Below are 20,823 nucleotides of genomic sequence, written 5' to 3'. Positions count from 1 at the left end.
TTATGCGTCCTTTTTCTGTGCTTTTTCTTTATCCTCAAAGAACAGGTGCATATCCGGGTCGATTTTGCCTTCACCCAGGTAACGTGCACGGTAGTCCTTTAACAGCTTGATGAAAGTGCCGCTGAGCAGGAACAGGGTTGCAACGTTAAAGAAGGTTGGGAATACAGTAGTAAAGTCTGCAATGACCCAAAGCTGTGCAGGGGTGCCGTTTCCGTATACAGTCAGTACAGTTACGATAAGACCCCACAGCGGTGTTCCGATGAGGAATACTTTGGAAGCAATTTTCTTTACTTTTTCTTTTCCTTTCAGAGCATGGTCTAAAATAACCTGATAGTAGGTGAACCAGCCCGTGGAAGTGGTCATGCCGAACAGGAAGATACTGATAGCGATCATAATTCTTGCGAAGGAGCCGATGACGGATTCGAAAGCTGTCAGTGTCAGGGTCGCTCCCTGCAGACCGCTGTCCCAGTAACCAGTTACAATAATAACAAGTCCTGTCAGGGAACATACGACGATGGTGTCCATGAATACTTCAAAGGCGCCCATCAGTCCCTGTTTTACAGGGTGATCTGTGTTTGCAGTAGCGTGTACCATTGGCGAAGTACCCCAACCGGCTTCGTTGCTGTATACGCTGCGAGCAAAGCCAAGTCGCATAGCGTAAGCCACTGTTGCGCCAAGGAAAGCGCCGGAAGCAGCCTGTGTGGAGAATGCACCTTTAAAGATCATAGCGAAGGTGTGAGGCAACTGGTTAGCGTTGATAATCAGGATAGCGATAGCTGCGATGATGTAAAAAGTGCACATAATCGGTGTCAGATAGGATGCAACAACGCCGACCTTTTTGATACCACCGATGATGACGATGTAAATTCCGATTACGTAAAGAATCGCAGGTACGATGAGAGGCAGTCCAAAGGTGTTGCCGACAGCTTCAGATACGGTGTAGTTCTGTAATGTGATGAACCATGTCATAAAGATACAGCCGCCGAAAATAACAGCAAAGACTTTCCAGAATTTATATCCTTTTTCCTGACCCAGACCTTTCTGCATGTAATAAGTAGGACCGCCGCGGAATTCGCCGCCGGGAGTGGATTCTCTGTAATAAACAGCCAGTGTAACTTCTGCCATTTTGATAATCATGCCTAAAAGAGCGGCAACCCATAGCCAGAAGAGGGCGCCTGGACCTCCTGTTGCAATGGCAGTAGCGACACCGCTCATATTGCTGACGCCGACTGTACCGCCGATAGCGATGGAAATGGCCTGGAAAGGAGTTAGTTTTTTCTTATCATCGGCTCCGCCGCTGCGGCGCTCTTTGTTGAAGAGACTGCCTATAATATGTCCGAAGTGACGGAGCTGAAAAAATCCGGTGCGAAGGGTTAAGTAAATGCCGGTGACCAGTATTACGATCAGAAGCGGCAGTCCGTAGAGGAAATTTGTAAACTGTTCAAAGAGTGCAAACATAGTTTCTACCTTTCTTTCTTGTTTTTTAGATTTGTAAAATTTTAGTTGCGCGCTATTAATTATATAGCAAAAAGCGTGCCAGTACAGAAAAAAGAGAAATTAAGTAAAAGTCAGGAAAGAAATAGGAAATTTTATTGCAAAAATGGGATTATTATCTTATAATTATCCGATAAAGGAAAATGAGCAAGGAAAGGGGAAGATTGATGAAGAACGTATGTTTGGTATTTAATAACAGAGAAAATTTTGCAGTATGTGATTTGCTTTTACGGAATTTAAAGTACGTGCTGGGAGATTGCATTGAGGCGAGAATTTGCTTTCTGGAGGAACTGAACCATGAGGCGCTGATAGATGCAGATTTGTTTGTTGTTTTATATGAAGACCGAGTTTACGCAATGAAGGATTATACTTCTTCGCTGGACAAGGTCATTGTTATGGGAAGAACCATTCAGCGGCAGTTTTTGCCTGAGGTTTTCAGTATTCCGGAAGGAACCAATGTGCTTGTGGTCAACGATTCGAGAGAAAGCACGCTGCAGGTTACCAATAACCTGTATGAGATGGGACTCAATCATTTACATCTGATTCCCTATTTAGAAGGGGAAAATGAGGCGCAGTATCGTGAAATCACCATTGCCATTACACCGGATGAAAAAGTGCCATCGTTTATTAAAAAAGCGATTAACATCCAGAACAGATATATCGATGTGAACACTTTTATTACGATTATCAATAAGCTGGGACTGCATAACGAAAGTGTGACGAGAAATCTTTTGAAGTACACCCAGCTGGTAGCTGAAAACAACAAGGGCATCAATGAGCGCTATGTAACGGAGCATCTCAAGACAGAAATGCTTAAGCGAACGATTAGAGATGCGCAAAATGCTGTTTTGATTTTGGATAAGGAGCTTCGCACTGTGTATGTCAATGATAAAGCACAGACGCTGCTTGGTATTGACGATAGAGAGGGCGTCAGTGTTTCCTCCTTTTTTGATGATGATATGGTGGAGATGATACGTCATGAAGAATTTGACAATCGATTGGTAAAATTTTACGGAGGCAATTATATTGTCACCAAGATTGATGTAAAAATTGTGGATCAGGTGATTGGATATTCGCTGCTGTTTAATGATGTCAAGGACATTAAGAACATGGAAAACGCACTGAATAAGCAGCTTGTAAAGAGCGGATTGGTAGCGAAATACACCTTTGACGATATATGCTGTGAAAGTTCTGCCATGCGTAAATCCATCGAGATTGCAAAGAAAGCTGCGCTTTCGGATTATACAGTTTTAATCAGCGGAGAAAGCGGCACCGGAAAGGAAATGATTGCACAGTCTATTCATAATTACTCCTGGAGAAACAGTCAGCCGTTTGTGGCGATTAACTGTGCGGCGCTGCCGGAGTCACTTCTGGAAAGTGAACTGTTCGGCTACGAAAAGGGCGCTTTTACCGGTGCGTCAGTCAACGGAAAGACCGGTCTCTTTGAGCAGGCCAGCAAGGGTACTATTTTCCTGGACGAAATCGGAGATATGTCTTTAAATCTGCAGGCAAGACTTCTGCGTGTGCTGCAGGAAAAGCAGATTATGCGTCTTGGCAGTGATAAGGTCATCGATGTAGATATTCGGATTTTGGCTGCCACCAACAAGGATCTGCGGGAAGCCATTGCTCAAAAAGAGTTTCGAGAGGATTTATATTATAGGCTCAGCAATATTCCTGTTGAACTGCCGCCTCTTCGCCAACGGTCGGAAGAAATTCCAAAGCTGATGGAGACTTTTCTCGGTGAATCTTACGAGAGGCTGACTGCCGAGGAGAAGACTGCACTTGCGCAGTACTCATGGCCGGGTAATGTGCGTGAGTTAAAAAATGCAGCAGACTACTATCTGCTTCTTGGAGAGTTGCCGAAGGGAATCGGCGCTACCGTGTTGCCGCAGCGGGAAGCAATTGCTACTGAGTCAAAGCCGGAGCCAGCAGATATTAGGGGACTAGTGCTGGATATTATAAGCAGACACACGGACACTGATTCCGGTATTGGACGCACTGCGATTTTGTGGGAGCTATCAAAGAGGGGAATCAGACTCAGCGATGATAAGGCGCGAAAATTGCTTCATACATTGGAATCGGAGGGCCTGATTGAAATCGGAAAGGGAAGAAGAGGATGCAGGGTGATTTGAAGAACAACCCAAGGGGCTTGCTTTGCCGGCAGGTTCCTTGGGCTGAAAAATTCATTTTATAGTTTTTAGTTCTTCGAAAGATATGCTGGTCAGTACTTTTCGCTTATACAATTTTAATATGTTGCTTTTTGGGAACGCGAATTATTTCTCAATCTCCCCAATCAGATTCACCATCTCGATTGCGCCAACTGCACAGTCATAGCCTTTGTTTCCAGCTTTTGTGCCGGCTCTTTCGATGGCCTGCTCGATGTTGTCTGTAGTCAGAATACCGAACATCACAGGAATATCCGCAGCTAAAGAGACGGAAGCAACGCCTTTGGAAACTTCTGCGCAGACGTAATCATAGTGGGAGGTAGTGCCGCGGATTACTGCGCCAAGACAGATGACCGCGTCGTATTTTCCGGACTTTGCCATTTTCTGTGCAATGAGAGGAATTTCAAAAGCGCCTGGGCACCATGCAATTTCAATGTTTTCTTCTTTAACGTCGTGACGTTTTAGACCGTCCAGGGCGCCGCCAAGCAGCTTTGATACGATAAATTCGTTAAATCTGGCGCATACGATGCCAACTTTGATTTCTTTTGATACTAATTTTCCTTCATAAATTTTCATGTTTTATTTCTCCTATCTTAAGATTAGATTTTTGTCAATATCATTTCCGGAGCGTTATACAGTAAGAGCAGTGCAGCTCTCCGGGAAAGATTTGACGTATGGTTTATTTATAATCCAGAATGTGTCCCATTCTTTCCTGTTTGGTTTTCAGATAGAACAGGTCGTGGGCGGTGGCAGGCATCTGAATCGGCACGCGCTCTGTGATGTCCATGCCGAACTCGGACAGTTCGTAAACCTTCTGTGGGTTGTTGGTTAAAAGCCGCAGGGTTTTCGCGCCCAGATCTTTTAGAATCTGCGCGCCGATATAGTATTCGCGAAGATCGCCCGCAAAACCCAGGGCAAGGTTGGCTTCCAGGGTATCCATACCCTGATCCTGTAGTTCATAAGCTTTCAGTTTATTGATTAAGCCGATGCCTCTGCCTTCCTGCCGCATGTAGAGGAGAATGCCTCTGCCTTCTGCCTCAATCTGGGTCAGGGCAGCGGCAAGCTGCTCGCCGCAGTCGCACTTAGCCGAACCGAAGGCGTCGCCGGTCAGACATTCAGAGTGTACACGGCACAAAAGATTTTCTCCGTCTCCGATATCTCCTTTGACCAATGCGATATGATGCTCGCCGTTGAGTTTATTGATATAGCCGTGTGCCATAAAGTTGCCGTATTTGGTTGGCAGTTTGGTAACAGCGACGCATTCTACCAGGTTTTCGTGTTTTTTTCTGTATTCCTGGATAGCTTTGATGCTGATGAATTTTAAGTCATATTTGGCAGCAAGTTCTTTCAACTGCGGGGTGCGCATCATAGTGCCGTCTTCCCGCATGATTTCGCAGCACAGACCGCATTCGGAAAGCCCAGCAAGGCGCATCAGGTCTACGGTTGCTTCTGTATGGCCGTTCCGCTCCAAAACGCCCTGCGGCTTTGCAAGCAGCGGAAACATGTGACCGGGACGACGGAAATCCTCTGGTTTTGCGTCACCTGAGACGCATTTTCTGGCGGTCAGTCCACGTTCCTCAGCGGAAATGCCGGTCGTGGTGTCTACATGATCGATGGAAACGGTAAAGGCGGTGCAGTGGTTGTCAGTGTTGTTGTCAACCATCTGGGGAAGCTGGAGTTTCCTGCAGATTTCTTCGCTCATCGGCATGCAGATAAGACCTTTGCCATGAACCGCCATAAAGTTGACGTTTTCAGTCGTGGCAAACTCTGCGGCGCAGATGAAATCGCCTTCGTTTTCTCTGTCCGGATCATCGGTGCAGAGAATGATTTTACCCTGGCGCAAATCTTCCAAGGCTTCTTCTACTGTACTAAACTCAAATTCTTTCATGGTGATTTTCCTTTCTTTTTTGTTTCTAATAATTGAATCCGTGTTCTGCAAGAAACGCGGCGGTGATGTTACTTTCTTTTTTCGCAGGAGCAGCGTTGGGATACTCAAAGGAGAGCAGCCGCTCCACATATTTTCCGATACAGTCGTTTTCCAGATTGACGATATCCCCCGACTTTTTATCTGCCAGTATGGTTTCAGATAAGGTGTGGGGAATGATGGAGACAGAAAAGCTTCGGTGCTCAAGCCGCGCTACTGTCAGGCTGATTCCGTCGATGGCGATGGAGCCTTTTTCTATGATATATTTTAGCAGTTGATCACCGCAGTTGATGGTGTACCAGACTGCATTGTCGTCCTTTTGAATCTGGGTAATCGTGCCTGTGCCGTCGATATGTCCGCTGACGATATGTCCGCCGAATCTGCCGCCCGCTGCCATAGCACGCTCCAGATTGACCCGGCTACCTGCGGATAAAGCCCCTAGAGAGGATCGGTTCAGCGTTTCGTGCATGACATCAGCGGAAAAGCTGCTTCCGTTAAAGCTTGTGACAGTTAGGCAGACGCCGTTTACTGCAATGCTGTCACCCAGATGAATGTCAGACAGGATTTTTTTGCAGCCGATGTGTAAAACCGCCGAAGCGGCATTTTTCTGAACAGCTGTCACGGTGCCGCACTCTTCTACAATTCCTGTAAACATGGCAAAACCTCGCTTTCTATGAGTAAATCTTCGCCGATGGCGGTAATCTTCGAATTAGTCAGTTTAACAGCTTCCGAAGGAAATTCGACGCCGTCTCCGGCAACAGGGGAGAGGGCATTTTTTCCTCCGAAAATCTTCGGGGCGATATATGCCTGCAGTCTGTTGACAATGCCGGCATGCAGCGCCGACCAGTTCAGAGCAGCGCCTCCTTCCAAAAGAATACTATCTATTTTCATGGTGCCCAGAAGCACCATCAAGATTTTCAGGTCGATAGAGCCGGAAGCATCCTTTGGAACCACTAGAATTTTACAACCTTTTTCCAGATAAGGTGCGTGGTACGTAGGATCATTTTCTGCCGTAGCAATCATTGTTTCCACTTCGGAAGCAGTAGTTACAATTTTTGACGTAAGAGGTGTGCGAAGATTGCTGTCACAGATAATGCGAATCGGATTTTTTCCGCTGCCATCAGCCAGTCTGCTGGTCAAGAGTGGATCGTCAGCAAGAACTGTACCAATACCGACCATAATCGCTGTGTACAGATGTCTGTCCTGATGAACCTTTGCACGGGCAGTCTCGCCTGTAATCCACTGGGAATGACCGGCGAAGGTAGCAATTTTCCCGTCCATAGTCATGGCATATTTCAGCGTCACATAAGGAGTGTGACAGGTGATATAGTGGAAAAAGATTGGATTCAGCTGGTCGCATTCTTCGCGAAGGAAATCGGTTGTGACTTTGATTCCGGCAGCTTTCAGGAGCTCGATACTTTTGTCTAAAACCTGCGGATTGGGATCGCGGGAACCGATGATGACATGGGAAATACCGCTTTCAATGATTGCCTCCGTGCAAGGCGGCGTTTTGCCGTAGTGACAGCAGGGCGTCAGGGTCACGTAGATAGACGCGCCTTTTGGGTCATTTCCACGACTTCTGCAGTCTGCAAGAGCGTTGCGCTCAGCATGAAGCTGTCCGTACTTTTCGTGAAAACCCTGTCCGATAATCTTGTCATTCTTTACGATAACTGCGCCGACCAGCGGGTTAGGGGCGGTATAACCGGCGCCCTTTTTCGCAAGATTGATGGCAAGCCTCATATATTTTTTGTCCATAGGAGGTATTCCTTTCCACAAAGCAAATGCATGAAAGAGCATGGAGACTAGCTGTTAGTACTTATTTCGGTTTTTTTCAAAAAAGGTACTAAAACTTTTAATCTGTGCAGCCTATTATATGGAAATTAAAGAATAAAATCTCATATAATGGAAAATTTGTGCGCAAATAAAGGGGTGATGAACCAAAACTGATGTAAAATTTTGATTGACAGCCGTGAAAGCCTCTGGGTTAGCATCGAATAACTGTTGATTTTTAGTACCTTTTCGTAAAAAATCGTCGAAAAGTACGAAAACAAAGTTTCATGCGGTTGCTATGTTTCTTTCTAAATAAAAAGTCCTGAATCGACATGGATTCAGGACTTTAGTTTGCAAAATATGCTTCGCCTATAAAAAACTCTGGAACTAAAAATTCCAGAGCATCATAAAACGAAACAAGAAATATCTTCTTCCATCCAGACTGTACTGTCGGTTCCGGAATCACACCGGATCAGCGCGGGAAGCGCTCGCGGACTATACCGCCGGTCGGGAATTACACCCTGCCCTGAAGATTCAATATGAACTTTTCAATATGGTCATTTTATACCTGTCAGATAGTTTTGTCAAGAACTATAGGAAATTTTGCTGTAGAAGTTACTATAGTGTGAGAAACTTAACCTAAACTGCGATTTTTAAAAAAAGATGTATAAAGTTTATAGTTAGCGATTTCATACTTCTTGTATTTCTTGCAAGATGATGGATAAATCTTAAAGAAAATTTGCATATAATGCAAGTTTTTTCTTCAAGAAATAATTATAAGTTCGCATCGTGATGAACATTAAGAATATTTTCCAAGATTTTTATACATTTTTTATATGTTTTCTGATTCTCGGTTAAGATTCAAAAATTTTTTTATACACTTTTTTCAAGAATGAATCGTTTTAAGTTAAAGCATTCTCTGTTTGGTGTATACCAATTTTTTCGCCATACTTGACTCGAGTTTCAAATCCAGCTGATGTATTGGCTAAAATGTCCGGGTCGATGATGGCGCTTCCTGCTGGAAGGCAAAGGATAATAGTAGAACCGCCAAAGTCAAAGTGACCTTTTTCCATGCCGCGGACTACTTTGCAGTTTTCTTCATAGTTGCAGATTTTTCCAACCATCAAAGCGCCGACCTCCATCATTAGCATGGTGCCAAAGACCGCACTTTCCAGATAGCAATAGGAGCGTGTGTTTTCTTTGTAAATGGGAAAATAATCGTTTGCGATGGGGTTGACTGTGTGAAACACACCGGGAATTTTATGGATTTTGCTTAGAATTCCGCTGTCTGGATAGCAGTACCGGTGATAATCTTTAACCGTAAGGCGAAAAAGCAGCAGCTGACCTCCTTCATATGCTTTGGCAGCCTCTTCGTCACGGAGCAGACTTTTCATCGTATACTCTGTATTCTTAATTGTAAACCGGCTGTCTGATGTGATGGGATAAACGGTAAGTCTGCTGTCACAAGGTGCGATGAGATGCGTTTCCGTTAGGTCAATGGGACGGCATTCTGGTTTAATTTTTCTGGTAAAAAAATCGTTATAGGAACAAAATTTACGAGATTCGTACTGAGTCATGTCGATTTGATTTTTACGAATAAATGGCTCGATTGCAATACGAGAGATTTTGCGGGACAGGAAAAAACCTCCAAATTTTGAAATTTGGGGGGGTATCAAAAAACGCAAAAGGAAGCGCCCGCAGGCGCTACTGTAAAGTTTTTCTAGAAGTTTGTCCTGACCATCGTCGGTGTAGATGATATTTCCTTTTCTGTCTTTGCAGTCCATAATTTCTACCTCGTTACACCAGCGCCGCAGGCAGCAGGTGTTTTGAATAAGCAAAGGTTACAGCGATGGCAACTGCCACAATGAGAACCAGCAGAGCGAGAACCTTATTGCTAGGCTTTTTCATTTTAAAGTCAGCGATGAACAGAGTACCTGTGCCAAAGAGCATGACGATGAGAATCAAGACAAAAGCTCGGGTGGTTACCACAAAGCGAAGCAGAAAAATTAGCGGCAGAATCACTGCAATAGAAGTAATCGGAAGTCCATGATAAACCTTTTCGTGTTCTTCTTCTGAAAAGAAATTGTTGGTTTCGATTACGTTGAAAAATGCCAGCCTGATGACGCCGCAGATACAGTAAAAGCCGATTGCAAGCATGCCCAGACTGCCGCGAACCCCCAGACAATAGCACAGAAGTCCCGGCAGGGCGCCAAAGGCAACGACATCACAAAGGGAATCCAGCTGAATGCCGAAGAGTTTTTCGTCATCGGTTCTGTCCAATTTGCGTCTGGCAACCTTTCCGTCAAACATATCGAAAAAGCCAGAAAGGGCGAGGCAAAAGACTGCCATTTTGAAGTGCCCTGTGGTGGCAAAAGTCATGCCGATCATAGCTGATAAAAGACTCATATAAGTAAGTATTACTGTGTAGTTATAAAATCCGATCATTTTTTTTCTCTTTTCCCTCTCTAAATACAACAAAATATGCAATAACAGTAAAGACCGCACTGATGAAAAGCTGTGTGTAAAAGCTGATTCCGCGGCTGACAATCATGACAGGAATGGTCAGCACACTGCCGCAAATCGGCAAGAACACCGCCTGAAACAAGTGCTCGCTGATTCCCATACCACCAGGCAGCGGAAGCATGTCGACTGCAACGGAAATCATCGCCTGCAGGGTAACGGCCTCAAGGGCATTAATCCCTGTGATATCAAAGGAACAAAGCACTAGCCATGTGATAAAGAATAAAAAAATTCTCTGCAGGAATGTCAATGCCAAAACGTTGAACAGAATCCTCTTGTGATGTTCAAAATAGCTAGCAGCAGCGCTGTATTTGTCCATACTGCCGGAAAGCTTTGATTCAAAGCTGTGGACTTTTTTTGAGCTGGTAAACCTTTTTAGAAGAAAGAAGCACGCCATAACAATGCGTTTTGCAAGACCGGGTGAAAATACCAGGCATAGCATGCCGCCTACACACAGGACGTTTAGGAAAATCCCAAGCCAAACCCAGTGCATAATTGGATCAAGGCAGGTCATGACGAAAGAGGGTCTTAAAATCAGAACTGCAATTCCGATAATGACCAAAACCAGCTTGTAGGTAATGGTGACAAGTAAAAGCACCAGAGTCGACAGGTGCACAGGCAGTTTGTCCTTTTTCATGAACAAAACCTGAGCAGGCTGTCCGCCAGTGGCAGATGGTGTAACCAGACTGAAGAAGAATCCTACAAAAGAGTAGAGAAAACAGTGATTCAGCTTTGGTTGCTTCCCAAGACTTCTCATCAGATAAAATATAATCACTGATTCGCCGAGAATAAAGCCGATGACCAGCACTACTCCGAGGAGCCAGTAAAGGCTGTGGGCATCTTTCACATAGGACATGATCTTGGAAAAGTCCTGACCGTGAAAGACGTAGTACATGGTAAGGGCAAAACAAACCAGCAGAAATATGCAGTTAAAAATAATTTTTTTCTTATGACTCATTGCAGTAGTCTCCAAATACTTTCATATGTATTTTTGCAAAGAGCCGCTCGGGCAGTTTGTAAGCATTGCAGTGCATGCTCAGCGTAAAACAGCCAAGAGCAACGGTGATGCCGCCGATGACATCGACGATATAGTGCTGCTTGGTAAACTGGGTGGAGATGAAAACCAGAATTGCAAATACCAAAGTTCCATATCGATAAGTCTTTGGAAGCGTACTGCATTTTCGGATTCCCAGATAGCACATCAGGCTTGCCAAACAGTGGATAGACGGAAACAGGTCGTAGGGCATATCCATTGCATAGATGAATGCCATGGCGTTGTCCCAGAATCCGTCACCAGTAATTTCTGGCCTTACATTAGTAGTCGGAATCAGCAGAAAGAACACACCGCAGACGACTCTTGCAAGCATATCGGCAAAGACAAAGCGATACCAAAATTCCTTGCTGTTTTCCCTCGCTGTCAAAGCGTAGCTGATGACCCAGAAAGGAAAGCTGAGTACATAGATTGATACCCAAGCAGGACAAAAGGGCACGCTGCGGTCAAAGCCCGTCGTAAAGTCATAATGGTAAAGATTTGAGCCCAGATGCTGTGTAATAGAGTAGACGAGGCAGTTCCATACAAAACAGCCTATCAATGAAAAAAACGCATAGGCAGGAATCCACTTGTCCATATGCGTCCCGTACCAATTTTGAAATTTCTTCTTCATCTCTTTTTCCCGTTCCCTAACAAAGTTCATCTATTATAGTATATCCTACTAAAGTCTTATTTTCAAGAAAAACGGGAAAAGCTAAGAAAATCTTAAGATTTTATCAAAATTTTTCAAGTTCTGTCGAAACTGATTTACGACCGGAAGATAATCATATCCTCGCCGATTTTCACGATGGACTCCCAGGGAAGCTGCATGGTGTCATGTCCTGCGGTGAAGCGGCTTTTAGACACAAAGTTGGGCACAAGCAGCGCTCTGATTTTTCCTGTCTGCTCGTCAAAGAGAATTTCTGCATCCCAGAAAGAGCCGTGACGGCTGCCTTTGGAAAGGTCGATGACCTCTTTATCTCCGATTTCACTTAATAGCATAAATTACACATCCTTTGCAGATAATATATTTAAATTTTACGACGAAAGGGTGAAAAATATGAGTGAAGAAAAAGAAAAACAGGAAGAAAAAAAAGAAACCAGCGATTTGATTAAGGAGCTGGGTATTTTAACGACAGGAACAAATTTCCAGTCAGACTATCAGTATATCAATATTATCGGCAGCATTGAAGGGCATACCACGCTGCCAAGCGATAACAAGACTACCAAGTATGAACATCTGATTCCGCAGCTTGTGGTAGTGGAGGAAAATCCGGATATTAAGGGGCTTCTGCTGATTTTAAATACTGTCGGAGGCGATGTGGAAGCAGGGCTTGCCCTTGCGGAGCTGATTGCGTCTTTATCAAAGCCAACTGTGACATTAGTCATCGGAGGTGGTCACAGCATCGGTATTCCTCTTGCCGTTTCTGCGGATTATTCCTTTGTAGCTGAGACTGCGACTATGACCATGCACCCCATTAGAACCAGCGGCACACTGATTACAGCGGACGCAACATTTGAGTATATGCGAAAGACGCAGGAACGAGTGGTAGATTTTATTGTCAAACATTCTCATGCATCAAAGGAAGATGTAGAAGAAAAGATGAATCAGACAGGAAATATGTCCAACGATGTGGGCACGGTACTATTCGGCTCTGACGCTGTAAAAATGGGGCTGATTGACGAAATCGGCGGGCTCAGTTGCGCACTGAAAAAACTGAAAGAATTAGCAAATAAATAAAATTATAGGAAAAAATGGTTGACAGTTATTTACAAAAATGATACTATATCCCTACCGAAAGGAGGGAGTGTATGGAAATTATAAAAGTGGGTATTGCTTTGGAGGATCATGCCTTTGCGCAGGCTCTTTCCATTGTCCTTGCCAGAGAGGACAGCTGCATGCGCTTTTATCTTTTAGGCAGTATAGCCGAAGGTGACTTTTGTGATTTGATTCTGACGGAGAAGCCTTCAGGTGATAAACGGGTCATTGAACTTGTCCGCGATATGGCGGCTGTACAGTATACGGGTGAGCCGCCTTACCGGCTATATCGCTATATGGAAAGTCAGAATTTGATGAACAGTCTTCTTTTTATTTACTTTAAGGTAACAGGTAAAGTCATTGAAACCAAAGGTGACAGCAACTGCAGACTGCTGGTGTTTCTCGGAGAAAGCGGCGGCTGCGGCACCACATCGTCAGCCATTGCTACAGCCTGTATGCTGCACAGGATTTATGGTAGCAGATCTTTGTACCTAAATCTCTGTCCCATCGATGATTCCAGAAAATATTTGTCTGAGGATGGGGAACAGAGTTTGATGAAGCTGCTTTACTATCTGGATCAGGAGAAAGAGTTTCCTATCAGCGCATTTATTACAGAAAGGGAAGAGTTGGATTTTGTAAACACGGGCGTGATTAATTCCTACTTCAGCGAGATGAAGCCGTTTCTCATGCGCCGCTTTCTGAACAAGATTGATCAGCTTGGGAAATATGATTTTCTTATCGTGGATATGGGCAATCATCTGAGCCGAGAGAATCGGAAGATGCTGGGCTATGCTGACTGTACCGTCATGCTGTGTGATAGTCAGCGAGTTCGTCCTGGGAAATATAGGCAGAGGATTGCCCGGGAAATATTTAAGCGAATTGATCAGGGCAGGCTTTTACGGGTGGAGAATTTTGCAGATGATATGGTTTGCGAACAAGAGCCTCAGACCCTTTATATCGCGGCTCAGAGGGATACTGATTTGCGTCTTGAGAAGAATTATGGCATGGAAATCGGTATTCTTGCTCGGGAAATTATGGAAGGAGGAGGTCATGGAGAGGGAAAAAGCTATGTACCTGGAGGAGAAGACTGCCAGGGTGCGTGAGAAAATTCTCGCGGCAGAAGAGAATTTAAGCAGGCAGCAGGCTATGGAAATCATAGAAGATGTGGTCTTTGCTGACGCAGAGGAAATAGAACTTTCAGAACTTCACGCTGTCATCAGGACCCTTTATGCGAGGACCAGAAGCAAGCTGGGGATTTTGGAAGAGTACATAGAAGATGCATCAATCAATGAAATTATGATTAACGGAAAGGATCGATTCTTTTTGGAAACCGGCGGAGATATGGTTTGTACCGATGAGCATTTTGATTCTACGGAGGAGCTGGAGGAAATCATCAGAAATATTGCGGCGGGTGTGCATCGAGAAATCAATGAAATGCACCCGATTTTGGACGCGAGGTTGCCCGGCGGCAGCAGAGTCAATGCAGTCTATAAAAATGTCGCGGCAGGAGGCCCTGTTCTCACCATCAGAAAATTTGCCAGAGAGAGAATCACCATGGAACAGATGGTAAAAAGCGGCACTTTGACTGCAGAATGCGCGGAATATCTGAAAACACTGGTTGCCTGCGGCTATAACATCTTCGTCAGCGGTGGGACTTCTTCAGGAAAGACAACATTTCTCAACGCCTTGTCCGATTTTATTCCGGTACAGGAGCGGGTCATCGTCATTGAGGATTCCACGGAACTAGCCATGAATCACATCGCGAATCTGGTGCAGATGGAATGCCGCAATGCCAATGCTTTAGGTCAGGGTATGATTTCTATGGACATGCTGATTAAGACCAGTCTGCGAATGAGACCCGATCGGATTATCGTAGGAGAAGTCAGAGGCAAGGAAGTGGCGGACATGATGAATGCCATGAACACAGGGCATGACGGCTGTCTGGCTACAGGTCACGGCAATTCGGTTTCCGGCATGCTGCGAAGGCTTGAATCCATGTATTTGATGGGTGTGCAGATTCCCATAGATGCTATCAGAGCGCAGATTGTGGAAGGCATAGACATTATGATTCACTTGGGAAGGCTTCCAGGCGGCGACAGGAGGGTGCTTGAGGTGCAGGAACTGGTGGATTTTGAGCATGGCAAATATGTTTTAAACCCACTCTTTTTACTAAGCGATGAAAGGCAGCTTAGTGCTACTGGAAATCCTCTTGTCAGTCAGTCCAAGCTGCGTCTTAGAGGCAGGACTTTATGATTTACGACTACAAAATTTATCAGGCAACCTCAAGGGAAAAAGTGGCAGTAGCCTTAGGCTTTGCATTCGCATGGATTTTCTGTGGTTACATATTTTATGGAACCTTACTGTGGGGCATTTTATTTCCTTTTTTCTATCCCAAATTGCTGTCTGTTTACTGCGGGTATCAGGCGGCGCGCAGAAAGAAACAGCTTTTAGGGCAGTTTCGGGATTTGCTGTTCAGTTTGTCATCTTCCTTTGCTGCGGGCAGACACATGGAAGAGGCGATTGAAGAAGCAGTTTCTAATCTTTCGGAAATTTATGGAGAACAGGCTCTGATTGTTTGTGAGCTGCTCTATATGCTGAGAAAGATGAAGGAAACTGGGGCAACAGATATTTCTGTCTGGGAGGACTTTGCTTCTCGCAGCGGAATTTCGGATATCGAGGACTTTACGCAGGTTTTTCGTGCGGTCAGAGAGACGGGCGGGAATCTGGTTCTTGCAGTCAACAGGGCAGCTGCTGTTATCGGTGACAAAATTGCTATAGAAACAGAGATTAAAACTATGATATCTCAGAAAAAGCTGGAAGGCCGACTGATTACAGCAATGCCGATTTTTATCGTATTGTTTCTGCAGCTGACTTCGCCCGATTATCTGGCAGTGATGTATGAGTCCTTGGCGGGCAAAATTTTGATGAGTCTGGCGCTTCTTGCGACGGTGTTAGCTTACGTGATGATAGAAAGGATTACAGCCATTGAAGTATAGAGAAAAGATAGAGAAACTGCCTATTGCTGTCTTTTGCATAGAAAATAGAAAGCTTGTGGTACTGTTATTTTCAGCAGTCGTTTTTCTTCTGACTTTTCAGGTGATTATCGAAGTAAGACAAGCAGGATATTATGTGACTGGGAAAAACGGTCAGCTGACGGCGCTCCGCATTTCTGACAGACAGAGCGGACAGTCTGTGCCTGTTGTCATCGAAGGAGAAAAGAACGGCGTGCGTACAAGGATTGAGGTGCTTTTATCTTTTACGGATGAAAAGCCTGCTGCAAAGGCGACGCAGAAGAAAACATCTAAGGAGGAGGTTCTAAAATCGGAGCTTCAGGCGCTTTCAGAAAAACTGGAAGAGGAAGAGGGGGAACTCATTGCACTGCCTGCAAAACTTGACGATGGAACGAGAATCATCTGGTCGAAAAACCGAAGTCCTCAATTTCTGCTCAGTCTGCTGCTCTTTCCGCTGGCATTATTTGCTCTTTACCGAAATCAGAAGGAGAAGGAAAAGGCTGCGCAAAAGCGTATAACCGACGGTATTCGCAGGGAATTGCCTGGTTTTAATAATCAGCTTTTACTGCTTTTAAACAGCGGGTTGATTTTTAATGATGCGTTTGCAAGGATTGCAGACGGGTATGCGGCAGGACAGCGGGAAAGTCCGATGGGAGATCTAATTTGCCGAATTAAGGCCGCATCTTTAGAAACGGGAAGCAGTTTAGTTACTGTCATGGGGCAGTTTGGAAAGAAGCTGCAAGTCAGAGAGTTCTCACGTATGATTAACATCATTACAGACAATCAGTTTAAGGGTGTGGACCTGTCGGACAAGCTGGAAAGCGAGCGAGATTTGCTCTGGGAGCAGAGAAAAAAGCTGGCAGAGGAGCGCGGCAGAGCAGCGGAAACCAAGATGGCATTTCCTCTGGCGATTCTGTTGCTAGTGCTGATTCTGATTACGGCGGCGCCTGCAATGCTGCAGATGTAATAAAGTTAAAAAGAAAGAAAATGAAGGAAGGAGTGTACATATAATGAGAATATTAAAAAACAAAAAAGGAATGGAACTGGTACAGGTGGCGATTTTAATTGCGCTTGCTGTGGCGCTGGGACTAATTTTTAAGACGGAGATTACCACCTTTGTCAATAATACCTTTAAAGGACTCAACGGATGATGAGAAGCAGGCGGGGCAGTGATATGGTAGAGGCTACCATAGTGATTCCGCTGCTGATTCTGGTGATTTGCAGTCTCATTTTGCTGATTGTTTACTACTATGCCTGCCTCGACTGCCAGCTGAATCTTCACGAGAGATTGCAAGAAGAAGCTGCTGAAAGCCGTGCTGTATATAAAAAGCTGGAGGATAGGGACTCAGTATCGAAACAGCTGAGAGGCGTGAGCAGTATTGTGATGGAAAATGATATTTTTGGCAGGATTTACGCAGTATATCCTTCGCAGATCATCAGATTGGGGGAGGCGGCAGGTATTGATGTTCAGCAATAAAAGAGGCTCAGTTACAGTTTTTATCTGTGTGTTTTTTGTATCTCTGGTCATGATGATCTTTACCTTTACGGGGGTATCCAAGGAGAAAGCGGTAGCAGGAAGTACCAAGGCGCTTTGCAGCCTTTGGGCGGATTCAGTGCTGGCGGAGTACGATTTGAACCTGCAGAAGAGATACCAAATTTTTGGGTTTTATGGCTATCCAGCGGAGATAAAGGAGAAACTTACTTTCTATGCAAAGGATTCTTTTGACCGAAAAAAATACATAGACTATCAGATCAAAAACTGCAGTTTGTACGACTACTGTCTAATCAATACAGGTGTGATGGAGAAGCAGCTTGAAGCGGCGGGAAAGCTGGCTTTTACGGAGAAGTTTCAAAAGCCTGAGAAAACGATTACACCGGTTCTCGGTTATACGGGACCTGCGGCTGCGTCAGTCATCTTTGATGATTTACCTTCAGAAGGATCCAAAAAAGGATACTCACTTTCAGCGGTGAAAAATCTTTTAGAAGGGGCTTCATCTATCGGAACGGCGCTGGAAAAGACCGGAAAAAACTGGTGGATTAATCAGTATATTTTCGCCTATTTTAAAGATGCTTCTGACGACAAAGACCTAGGGGAGACCTATTTTTCCGGGGAAATCGAATACATCATCTGCGGGAAGAAGAGTGACAGCGCAAACAAAAGCACATTAAAGAGAAGAATTGTGGCGCTTCGAGAGATGATGAATCTTGCCTATCTGCTCAAAGACCCTGTAAAGAGCAATGAGGCTCTTTTGGCAGCGGAGATTTTGACGCCGGGTCCGGCGGCGTTGGTGACACAAAAAGCCTTGCTTTCAGCTTGGGCGCTTGCGGAAAGTTATAACGATTATCAGCTGCTAATCCATGGGAAGAGAGTGCCGGTAGTAAAGTCGGAGCAGACCTTCGCAGTAGACATTAAGTCTGTTATTGAAAATCAGTCAGAGGGTTATATCGATACTGGCTCAGATGTGGGCGAGACCTATGCAGACTACCTGCGATTATTTACCTACACCATGGATTCACAGGTAAGAATGCTTCGGGTGATGGACTTGATTCAGATAAATATGAGACGGTTTTATTACGAAGGATTTCTCCTTCGGGAGTACAACGCAGGACTATCCTTTGTGATGACAGTCAATGGAAAGGATTATGAAACAGAGAGATCTTATGAGAGAGAGGAAAAGAAGTAGGAATTTACGCCGAGGCAGTTACATCGTGGAAGCAGCCATCGTCATGCCAATTTTTATTGCAGCGACAGTAGCACTGATGTCCCTGGTGCCGATCTTTGCGTCTTGTGAAAATCTGGTATTTTCTGCAGCAGATGAAATGCGCATGGAATCTGTAAAGACCATTTTTCGCAAAAATCCCGCCGCGCTGCCGATTCTGATAAAAAGCAGAAGCAGCGAGGAAAATCTCAGAATGGATTCCTGTCAGGTAGTATTTTACAGATATTTGTACAAAGAAGCCGGTATAGAGGATTTGCTGCACCTTGATTTGCGTGCCACTTTTTCAGAGAACAGTCCGGCAGGAGTTTTTGACTCGATTCGTTTTGACTGCAGTCTTACGGCGAGAGCCTTTACCGGAAAACTGCACAAAAAGCCGCCGGATGCAGGTGCCGAAAATGATGACACAATCGTATATATTTTTCCCGAGTGGGGCATGAAATACCACGGAAAGCACTGCACCTACATCAAAGCAAACTGCAAGATGGTGTATCTGTCGCAGGATACAAAAAAAGGGTATACGCCATGTTCATTATGTAATGCCAGTTTTGCCCAAATCGGCAGCCCGGTATTCTGTTTTACGGAAAATGGCAGAGTATATCATCTGGCGGATTGCAGGATTGTATCGCGGTACTACGTGGAAATTGAGAAAGGAAAGGCAGTGCAGCAGGGGTACACACCTTGTTCTAAATGTGGAGGTAAGTAAAATGAATAGCTATTTGACAGCGCAATATGCCAAAGAGGAAATTCCAGATTACATCGTGGAGCTTTTATCCTTAGGTCTTTGTGACCTCTTTCTGCCAGCTGGCTTTGTGGAAGAGGACGGCACTTTGACCTGCATGTATAAAACCGAAGGCTTTAGACCGCTCAGCTCTGTTTTAGAGCTGTCTACTGAGGAAATCTTTTCTGTGGCAATCAGTCTCCTTCACGGTGTCTATCAGTGCGAAAAACATGGTATTTTTTCCGAGAATTTTGCGGTAAATGTGGACTGTATCTTTGTGGACAAAGGGTTCGACCGAATCAAGATGATTTACCGAAAAGAAGTCGGCGCAGGTACGGATTTTTCAAAGAAGCTGGCGGCTCTTATGAGGATGCTTCGAGAAAAAGGTGCCCCCTCTGGGGAAGGTTATATCGACAGCGCGGCAGAGTTTCTGGCATCCGACGAGTACGGTTACAAAGCGCAGCTGCATCATCTGGAAAATTTGCGCAGAGAAGTATATCTGTGCGGCATACAGTAGGACCACAGCACAGTAAAAGCCTGTCTGGAATTGCACCAGGCAGGCTTTTTACATTATACAGTCGCAGAAGAACGCACTTTTTAGTGGTGTCAATGTACCAAAAAAAATATGGTACATGTACCACTTTAGGAAAAACCAATTGGAGTTTTTAGAGATTATTGTTTTTTCCAAGAAAAAGTTTTAGGATCAGACGCAATATGCTGGGATTAAGCGCAAAGTACATGCAAGACATTGCAAAGCTTGGTGTTTCTCATTTTATCAATCAGATTGTTATGATGCTTGTTAATATTGTGATGAATAATACATTAACACATTACGGTGCGCTTTCTGTTTATGGAGAAGATATTCCGTTGGCAGTATCCGGGGTTGTAATAAAACTTAATAGTATTATAGTTGCTTTTACTGTCGGGCTGGCGCATGGCTGTACGCCGATTCTCAGCTTTAATTAGGTCTTAATGGAGTTCTATACGCGGGGCCTCTTGCTGATGGATTGGCTTGCGTGTTGGCGCTGTCTTTGGTTCTCTATAATATGAAAAATCTGGAATTAAATATAGGAACATACAGTATTAAATTTTCTTTGCGCATCTGATTGATTTCTTCAAAAAGGAGATGTCTACTTTTTCCTTTGCCGCATATGATGTAATAATCATATCCACGAGGAGGCAGGAAAAAGTGAATAAGAGAAAAATCAGAAGATACCATCGTCAAAGAAAAAATTCAGGGGTGAATCTTTTAGGAATTGTTGGTATAATGTTAGTGGCAGTAGTTTGCGGATATATGACGGCAAGGTTTATTATTGCGCCGCTTTTAGGCTATGATACGGAGGTTTTGAAACTGGATTTTCCGTCCAATCTGCTAGATGTCTTTCACAGCGACGATGAGAAAGATGGCAGCGAAGAGAGCAGCGATGAAGGCGAAGAACAGAAAGACAAAAATGATGCAGAAAAAGCTGACGCAGAGGGCGAATACACATTGCAGTATGGTGTTTTCAGCAGTAAATCGGGTGCCGAGGAACTAGCAGGAAAATTGAAAACTGAAGACATCGATACGGAGATTATGGAATCGGACGGTCAGTTTAAGGTCATCAGCTCTGAGAGGGGGACAAAGAAAGAGGCGCTGGCTCTTTTGAAGGATACTGAATCGTCCTATGCGAAGGGGATTTTTATTACCCAGCTGTCATGATGAATTTGATAAG

23 protein-coding genes and 1 riboswitch are annotated in these 20,823 nt (G+C 44.6%); of the genes, 13 read left to right on the top strand and 10 right to left on the bottom strand.

What is annotated here, in order from left to right:
* Nucleotides 1-1,458 carry a sodium:alanine symporter family protein gene (locus D1151_RS01130; protein WP_161907631.1) on the bottom strand — a complete coding sequence of 486 codons (1,458 nt, stop codon included), beginning with the start codon at nucleotides 1,456-1,458 and terminating at the stop codon, nucleotides 1-3.
* A gap of 203 nt (nucleotides 1,459-1,661) precedes the next feature.
* Here D1151_RS01130 and D1151_RS16985 point away from each other — a divergent pair, with 203 nt between their 5' ends.
* Nucleotides 1,662-3,626: a sigma-54-dependent Fis family transcriptional regulator gene (locus D1151_RS16985; RefSeq protein ID WP_161907630.1), complete on the top strand. Its 1,965-nt coding sequence runs from the start codon at nucleotides 1,662-1,664 to the stop codon at nucleotides 3,624-3,626.
* A 141-nt stretch (nucleotides 3,627-3,767) separates the two neighbouring features.
* Here the strand turns inward: D1151_RS16985 and ribE (D1151_RS01120) are convergent, their stop codons facing one another.
* The 9 genes from ribE (D1151_RS01120) to D1151_RS01085 form a co-directional block, all read right to left on the bottom strand.
* On the bottom strand, nucleotides 3,768-4,235 hold the full coding sequence (gene ribE, locus D1151_RS01120; RefSeq protein WP_160200750.1) for a 6,7-dimethyl-8-ribityllumazine synthase: 468 nt from the start codon (nucleotides 4,233-4,235) through the stop codon (nucleotides 3,768-3,770).
* Between the two features lie 103 nt (nucleotides 4,236-4,338).
* Complete coding sequence (locus D1151_RS01115) at nucleotides 4,339-5,547, bottom strand: bifunctional 3,4-dihydroxy-2-butanone-4-phosphate synthase/GTP cyclohydrolase II (protein ID WP_160200751.1); 1,209 nt, start codon at nucleotides 5,545-5,547, stop codon at nucleotides 4,339-4,341.
* Nucleotides 5,548-5,572: 25 nt separating this feature from the next.
* Nucleotides 5,573-6,238 carry a riboflavin synthase gene (gene ribE / locus D1151_RS01110; protein ID WP_161907629.1) on the bottom strand — a complete coding sequence of 222 codons (666 nt, stop codon included), beginning with the start codon at nucleotides 6,236-6,238 and terminating at the stop codon, nucleotides 5,573-5,575.
* A complete protein-coding gene (gene ribD, locus D1151_RS01105; protein ID WP_161907628.1) occupies nucleotides 6,220-7,338 on the bottom strand; it encodes a bifunctional diaminohydroxyphosphoribosylaminopyrimidine deaminase/5-amino-6-(5-phosphoribosylamino)uracil reductase RibD in 1,119 nt (372 codons plus the stop codon). Before ribD ends, ribE (D1151_RS01110) begins: the two co-directional genes overlap by 19 nt.
* Nucleotides 7,339-7,774: 436 nt before the next feature.
* Nucleotides 7,775-7,891: riboswitch (FMN riboswitch) on the bottom strand.
* A 364-nt stretch (nucleotides 7,892-8,255) separates the two neighbouring features.
* Nucleotides 8,256-9,137, bottom strand: a complete 882-nt coding sequence (locus D1151_RS01100) for a phosphatidylserine decarboxylase (RefSeq protein ID WP_161907627.1) — start codon at nucleotides 9,135-9,137, stop codon at nucleotides 8,256-8,258.
* Between the two features lie 13 nt (nucleotides 9,138-9,150).
* Nucleotides 9,151-9,798, bottom strand: coding sequence for a phosphatidylcholine/phosphatidylserine synthase (locus D1151_RS01095; RefSeq protein WP_161907626.1), 648 nt, complete (start codon nucleotides 9,796-9,798; stop codon nucleotides 9,151-9,153).
* On the bottom strand, nucleotides 9,782-10,831 hold the full coding sequence (locus tag D1151_RS16600; RefSeq protein WP_201759515.1) for a lysylphosphatidylglycerol synthase transmembrane domain-containing protein: 1,050 nt from the start codon (nucleotides 10,829-10,831) through the stop codon (nucleotides 9,782-9,784). Before D1151_RS16600 ends, D1151_RS01095 begins: the two co-directional genes overlap by 17 nt.
* Entirely contained in the window at nucleotides 10,821-11,537 is a 717-nt protein-coding gene (locus D1151_RS16595; RefSeq protein WP_243150991.1) for a phosphatase PAP2 family protein, read from the bottom strand. The genes D1151_RS16600 and D1151_RS16595 overlap by 11 nt, the downstream gene beginning before the upstream one ends.
* A 134-nt stretch (nucleotides 11,538-11,671) precedes the next feature.
* Nucleotides 11,672-11,905 carry a YlmC/YmxH family sporulation protein gene (locus tag D1151_RS01085; protein ID WP_160200756.1) on the bottom strand — a complete coding sequence of 78 codons (234 nt, stop codon included), beginning with the start codon at nucleotides 11,903-11,905 and terminating at the stop codon, nucleotides 11,672-11,674.
* A gap of 58 nt (nucleotides 11,906-11,963) precedes the next feature.
* Here D1151_RS01085 and D1151_RS01080 point away from each other — a divergent pair, with 58 nt between their 5' ends.
* The 12 genes from D1151_RS01080 to D1151_RS01025 all read left to right on the top strand — a co-directional run bounded on the left by D1151_RS01080 (nucleotide 11,964) and on the right by D1151_RS01025 (nucleotide 20,810).
* On the top strand, nucleotides 11,964-12,644 hold the full coding sequence (locus tag D1151_RS01080; RefSeq protein ID WP_161907625.1) for a ClpP family protease: 681 nt from the start codon (nucleotides 11,964-11,966) through the stop codon (nucleotides 12,642-12,644).
* A gap of 71 nt (nucleotides 12,645-12,715) precedes the next feature.
* Nucleotides 12,716-13,765: a hypothetical protein gene (locus D1151_RS01075; RefSeq protein WP_161907624.1), complete on the top strand. Its 1,050-nt coding sequence runs from the start codon at nucleotides 12,716-12,718 to the stop codon at nucleotides 13,763-13,765.
* Nucleotides 13,713-14,915, top strand: a complete 1,203-nt coding sequence (locus D1151_RS01070) for a CpaF family protein (RefSeq protein ID WP_161907623.1) — start codon at nucleotides 13,713-13,715, stop codon at nucleotides 14,913-14,915. Before D1151_RS01075 ends, D1151_RS01070 begins: the two co-directional genes overlap by 53 nt.
* A complete protein-coding gene (locus tag D1151_RS01065; protein WP_161907622.1) occupies nucleotides 14,912-15,658 on the top strand; it encodes a type II secretion system F family protein in 747 nt (248 codons plus the stop codon). Before D1151_RS01070 ends, D1151_RS01065 begins: the two co-directional genes overlap by 4 nt.
* Nucleotides 15,648-16,640, top strand: coding sequence for a type II secretion system F family protein (locus D1151_RS01060; RefSeq protein WP_161907621.1), 993 nt, complete (start codon nucleotides 15,648-15,650; stop codon nucleotides 16,638-16,640). Before D1151_RS01065 ends, D1151_RS01060 begins: the two co-directional genes overlap by 11 nt.
* A 43-nt stretch (nucleotides 16,641-16,683) precedes the next feature.
* Nucleotides 16,684-16,824 (top strand): Flp1 family type IVb pilin, encoded by a 141-nt coding sequence (locus D1151_RS01055; protein WP_161907620.1) that lies wholly within the window; start codon nucleotides 16,684-16,686, stop codon nucleotides 16,822-16,824.
* On the top strand, nucleotides 16,821-17,150 hold the full coding sequence (locus D1151_RS01050; RefSeq protein ID WP_161907619.1) for a hypothetical protein: 330 nt from the start codon (nucleotides 16,821-16,823) through the stop codon (nucleotides 17,148-17,150). The genes D1151_RS01055 and D1151_RS01050 overlap by 4 nt, the downstream gene beginning before the upstream one ends.
* Nucleotides 17,137-18,357 carry a DUF5702 domain-containing protein gene (locus D1151_RS01045; protein WP_160200764.1) on the top strand — a complete coding sequence of 407 codons (1,221 nt, stop codon included), beginning with the start codon at nucleotides 17,137-17,139 and terminating at the stop codon, nucleotides 18,355-18,357. Before D1151_RS01050 ends, D1151_RS01045 begins: the two co-directional genes overlap by 14 nt.
* Nucleotides 18,335-19,096 (top strand): TadE/TadG family type IV pilus assembly protein, encoded by a 762-nt coding sequence (locus tag D1151_RS01040; RefSeq protein WP_160200765.1) that lies wholly within the window; start codon nucleotides 18,335-18,337, stop codon nucleotides 19,094-19,096. The genes D1151_RS01045 and D1151_RS01040 overlap by 23 nt, the downstream gene beginning before the upstream one ends.
* A 1-nt stretch (nucleotide 19,097) precedes the next feature.
* Entirely contained in the window at nucleotides 19,098-19,628 is a 531-nt protein-coding gene (locus D1151_RS01035) for a DUF6382 domain-containing protein (RefSeq protein WP_160200766.1), read from the top strand.
* Between the two features lie 197 nt (nucleotides 19,629-19,825).
* Nucleotides 19,826-20,077 carry a hypothetical protein gene (locus D1151_RS01030; protein WP_201759513.1) on the top strand — a complete coding sequence of 84 codons (252 nt, stop codon included), beginning with the start codon at nucleotides 19,826-19,828 and terminating at the stop codon, nucleotides 20,075-20,077.
* Nucleotides 20,078-20,300: 223 nt separating this feature from the next.
* The gene (locus D1151_RS01025) at nucleotides 20,301-20,810 is read left to right on the top strand and encodes an SPOR domain-containing protein (protein WP_161907618.1); all 510 of its coding nucleotides are present in this window, start codon (nucleotides 20,301-20,303) and stop codon (nucleotides 20,808-20,810) included.
* Nucleotides 20,811-20,823: the final 13 nt, after the last annotated feature.

This window comes from Emergencia sp. 1XD21-10, assembly GCF_009936045.1.
GTDB lineage: Bacteria > Bacillota > Clostridia > Peptostreptococcales > Anaerovoracaceae > Senimuribacter > Senimuribacter intestinalis.
This window is presented reverse-complemented; position numbering and strand designations above follow the sequence as displayed.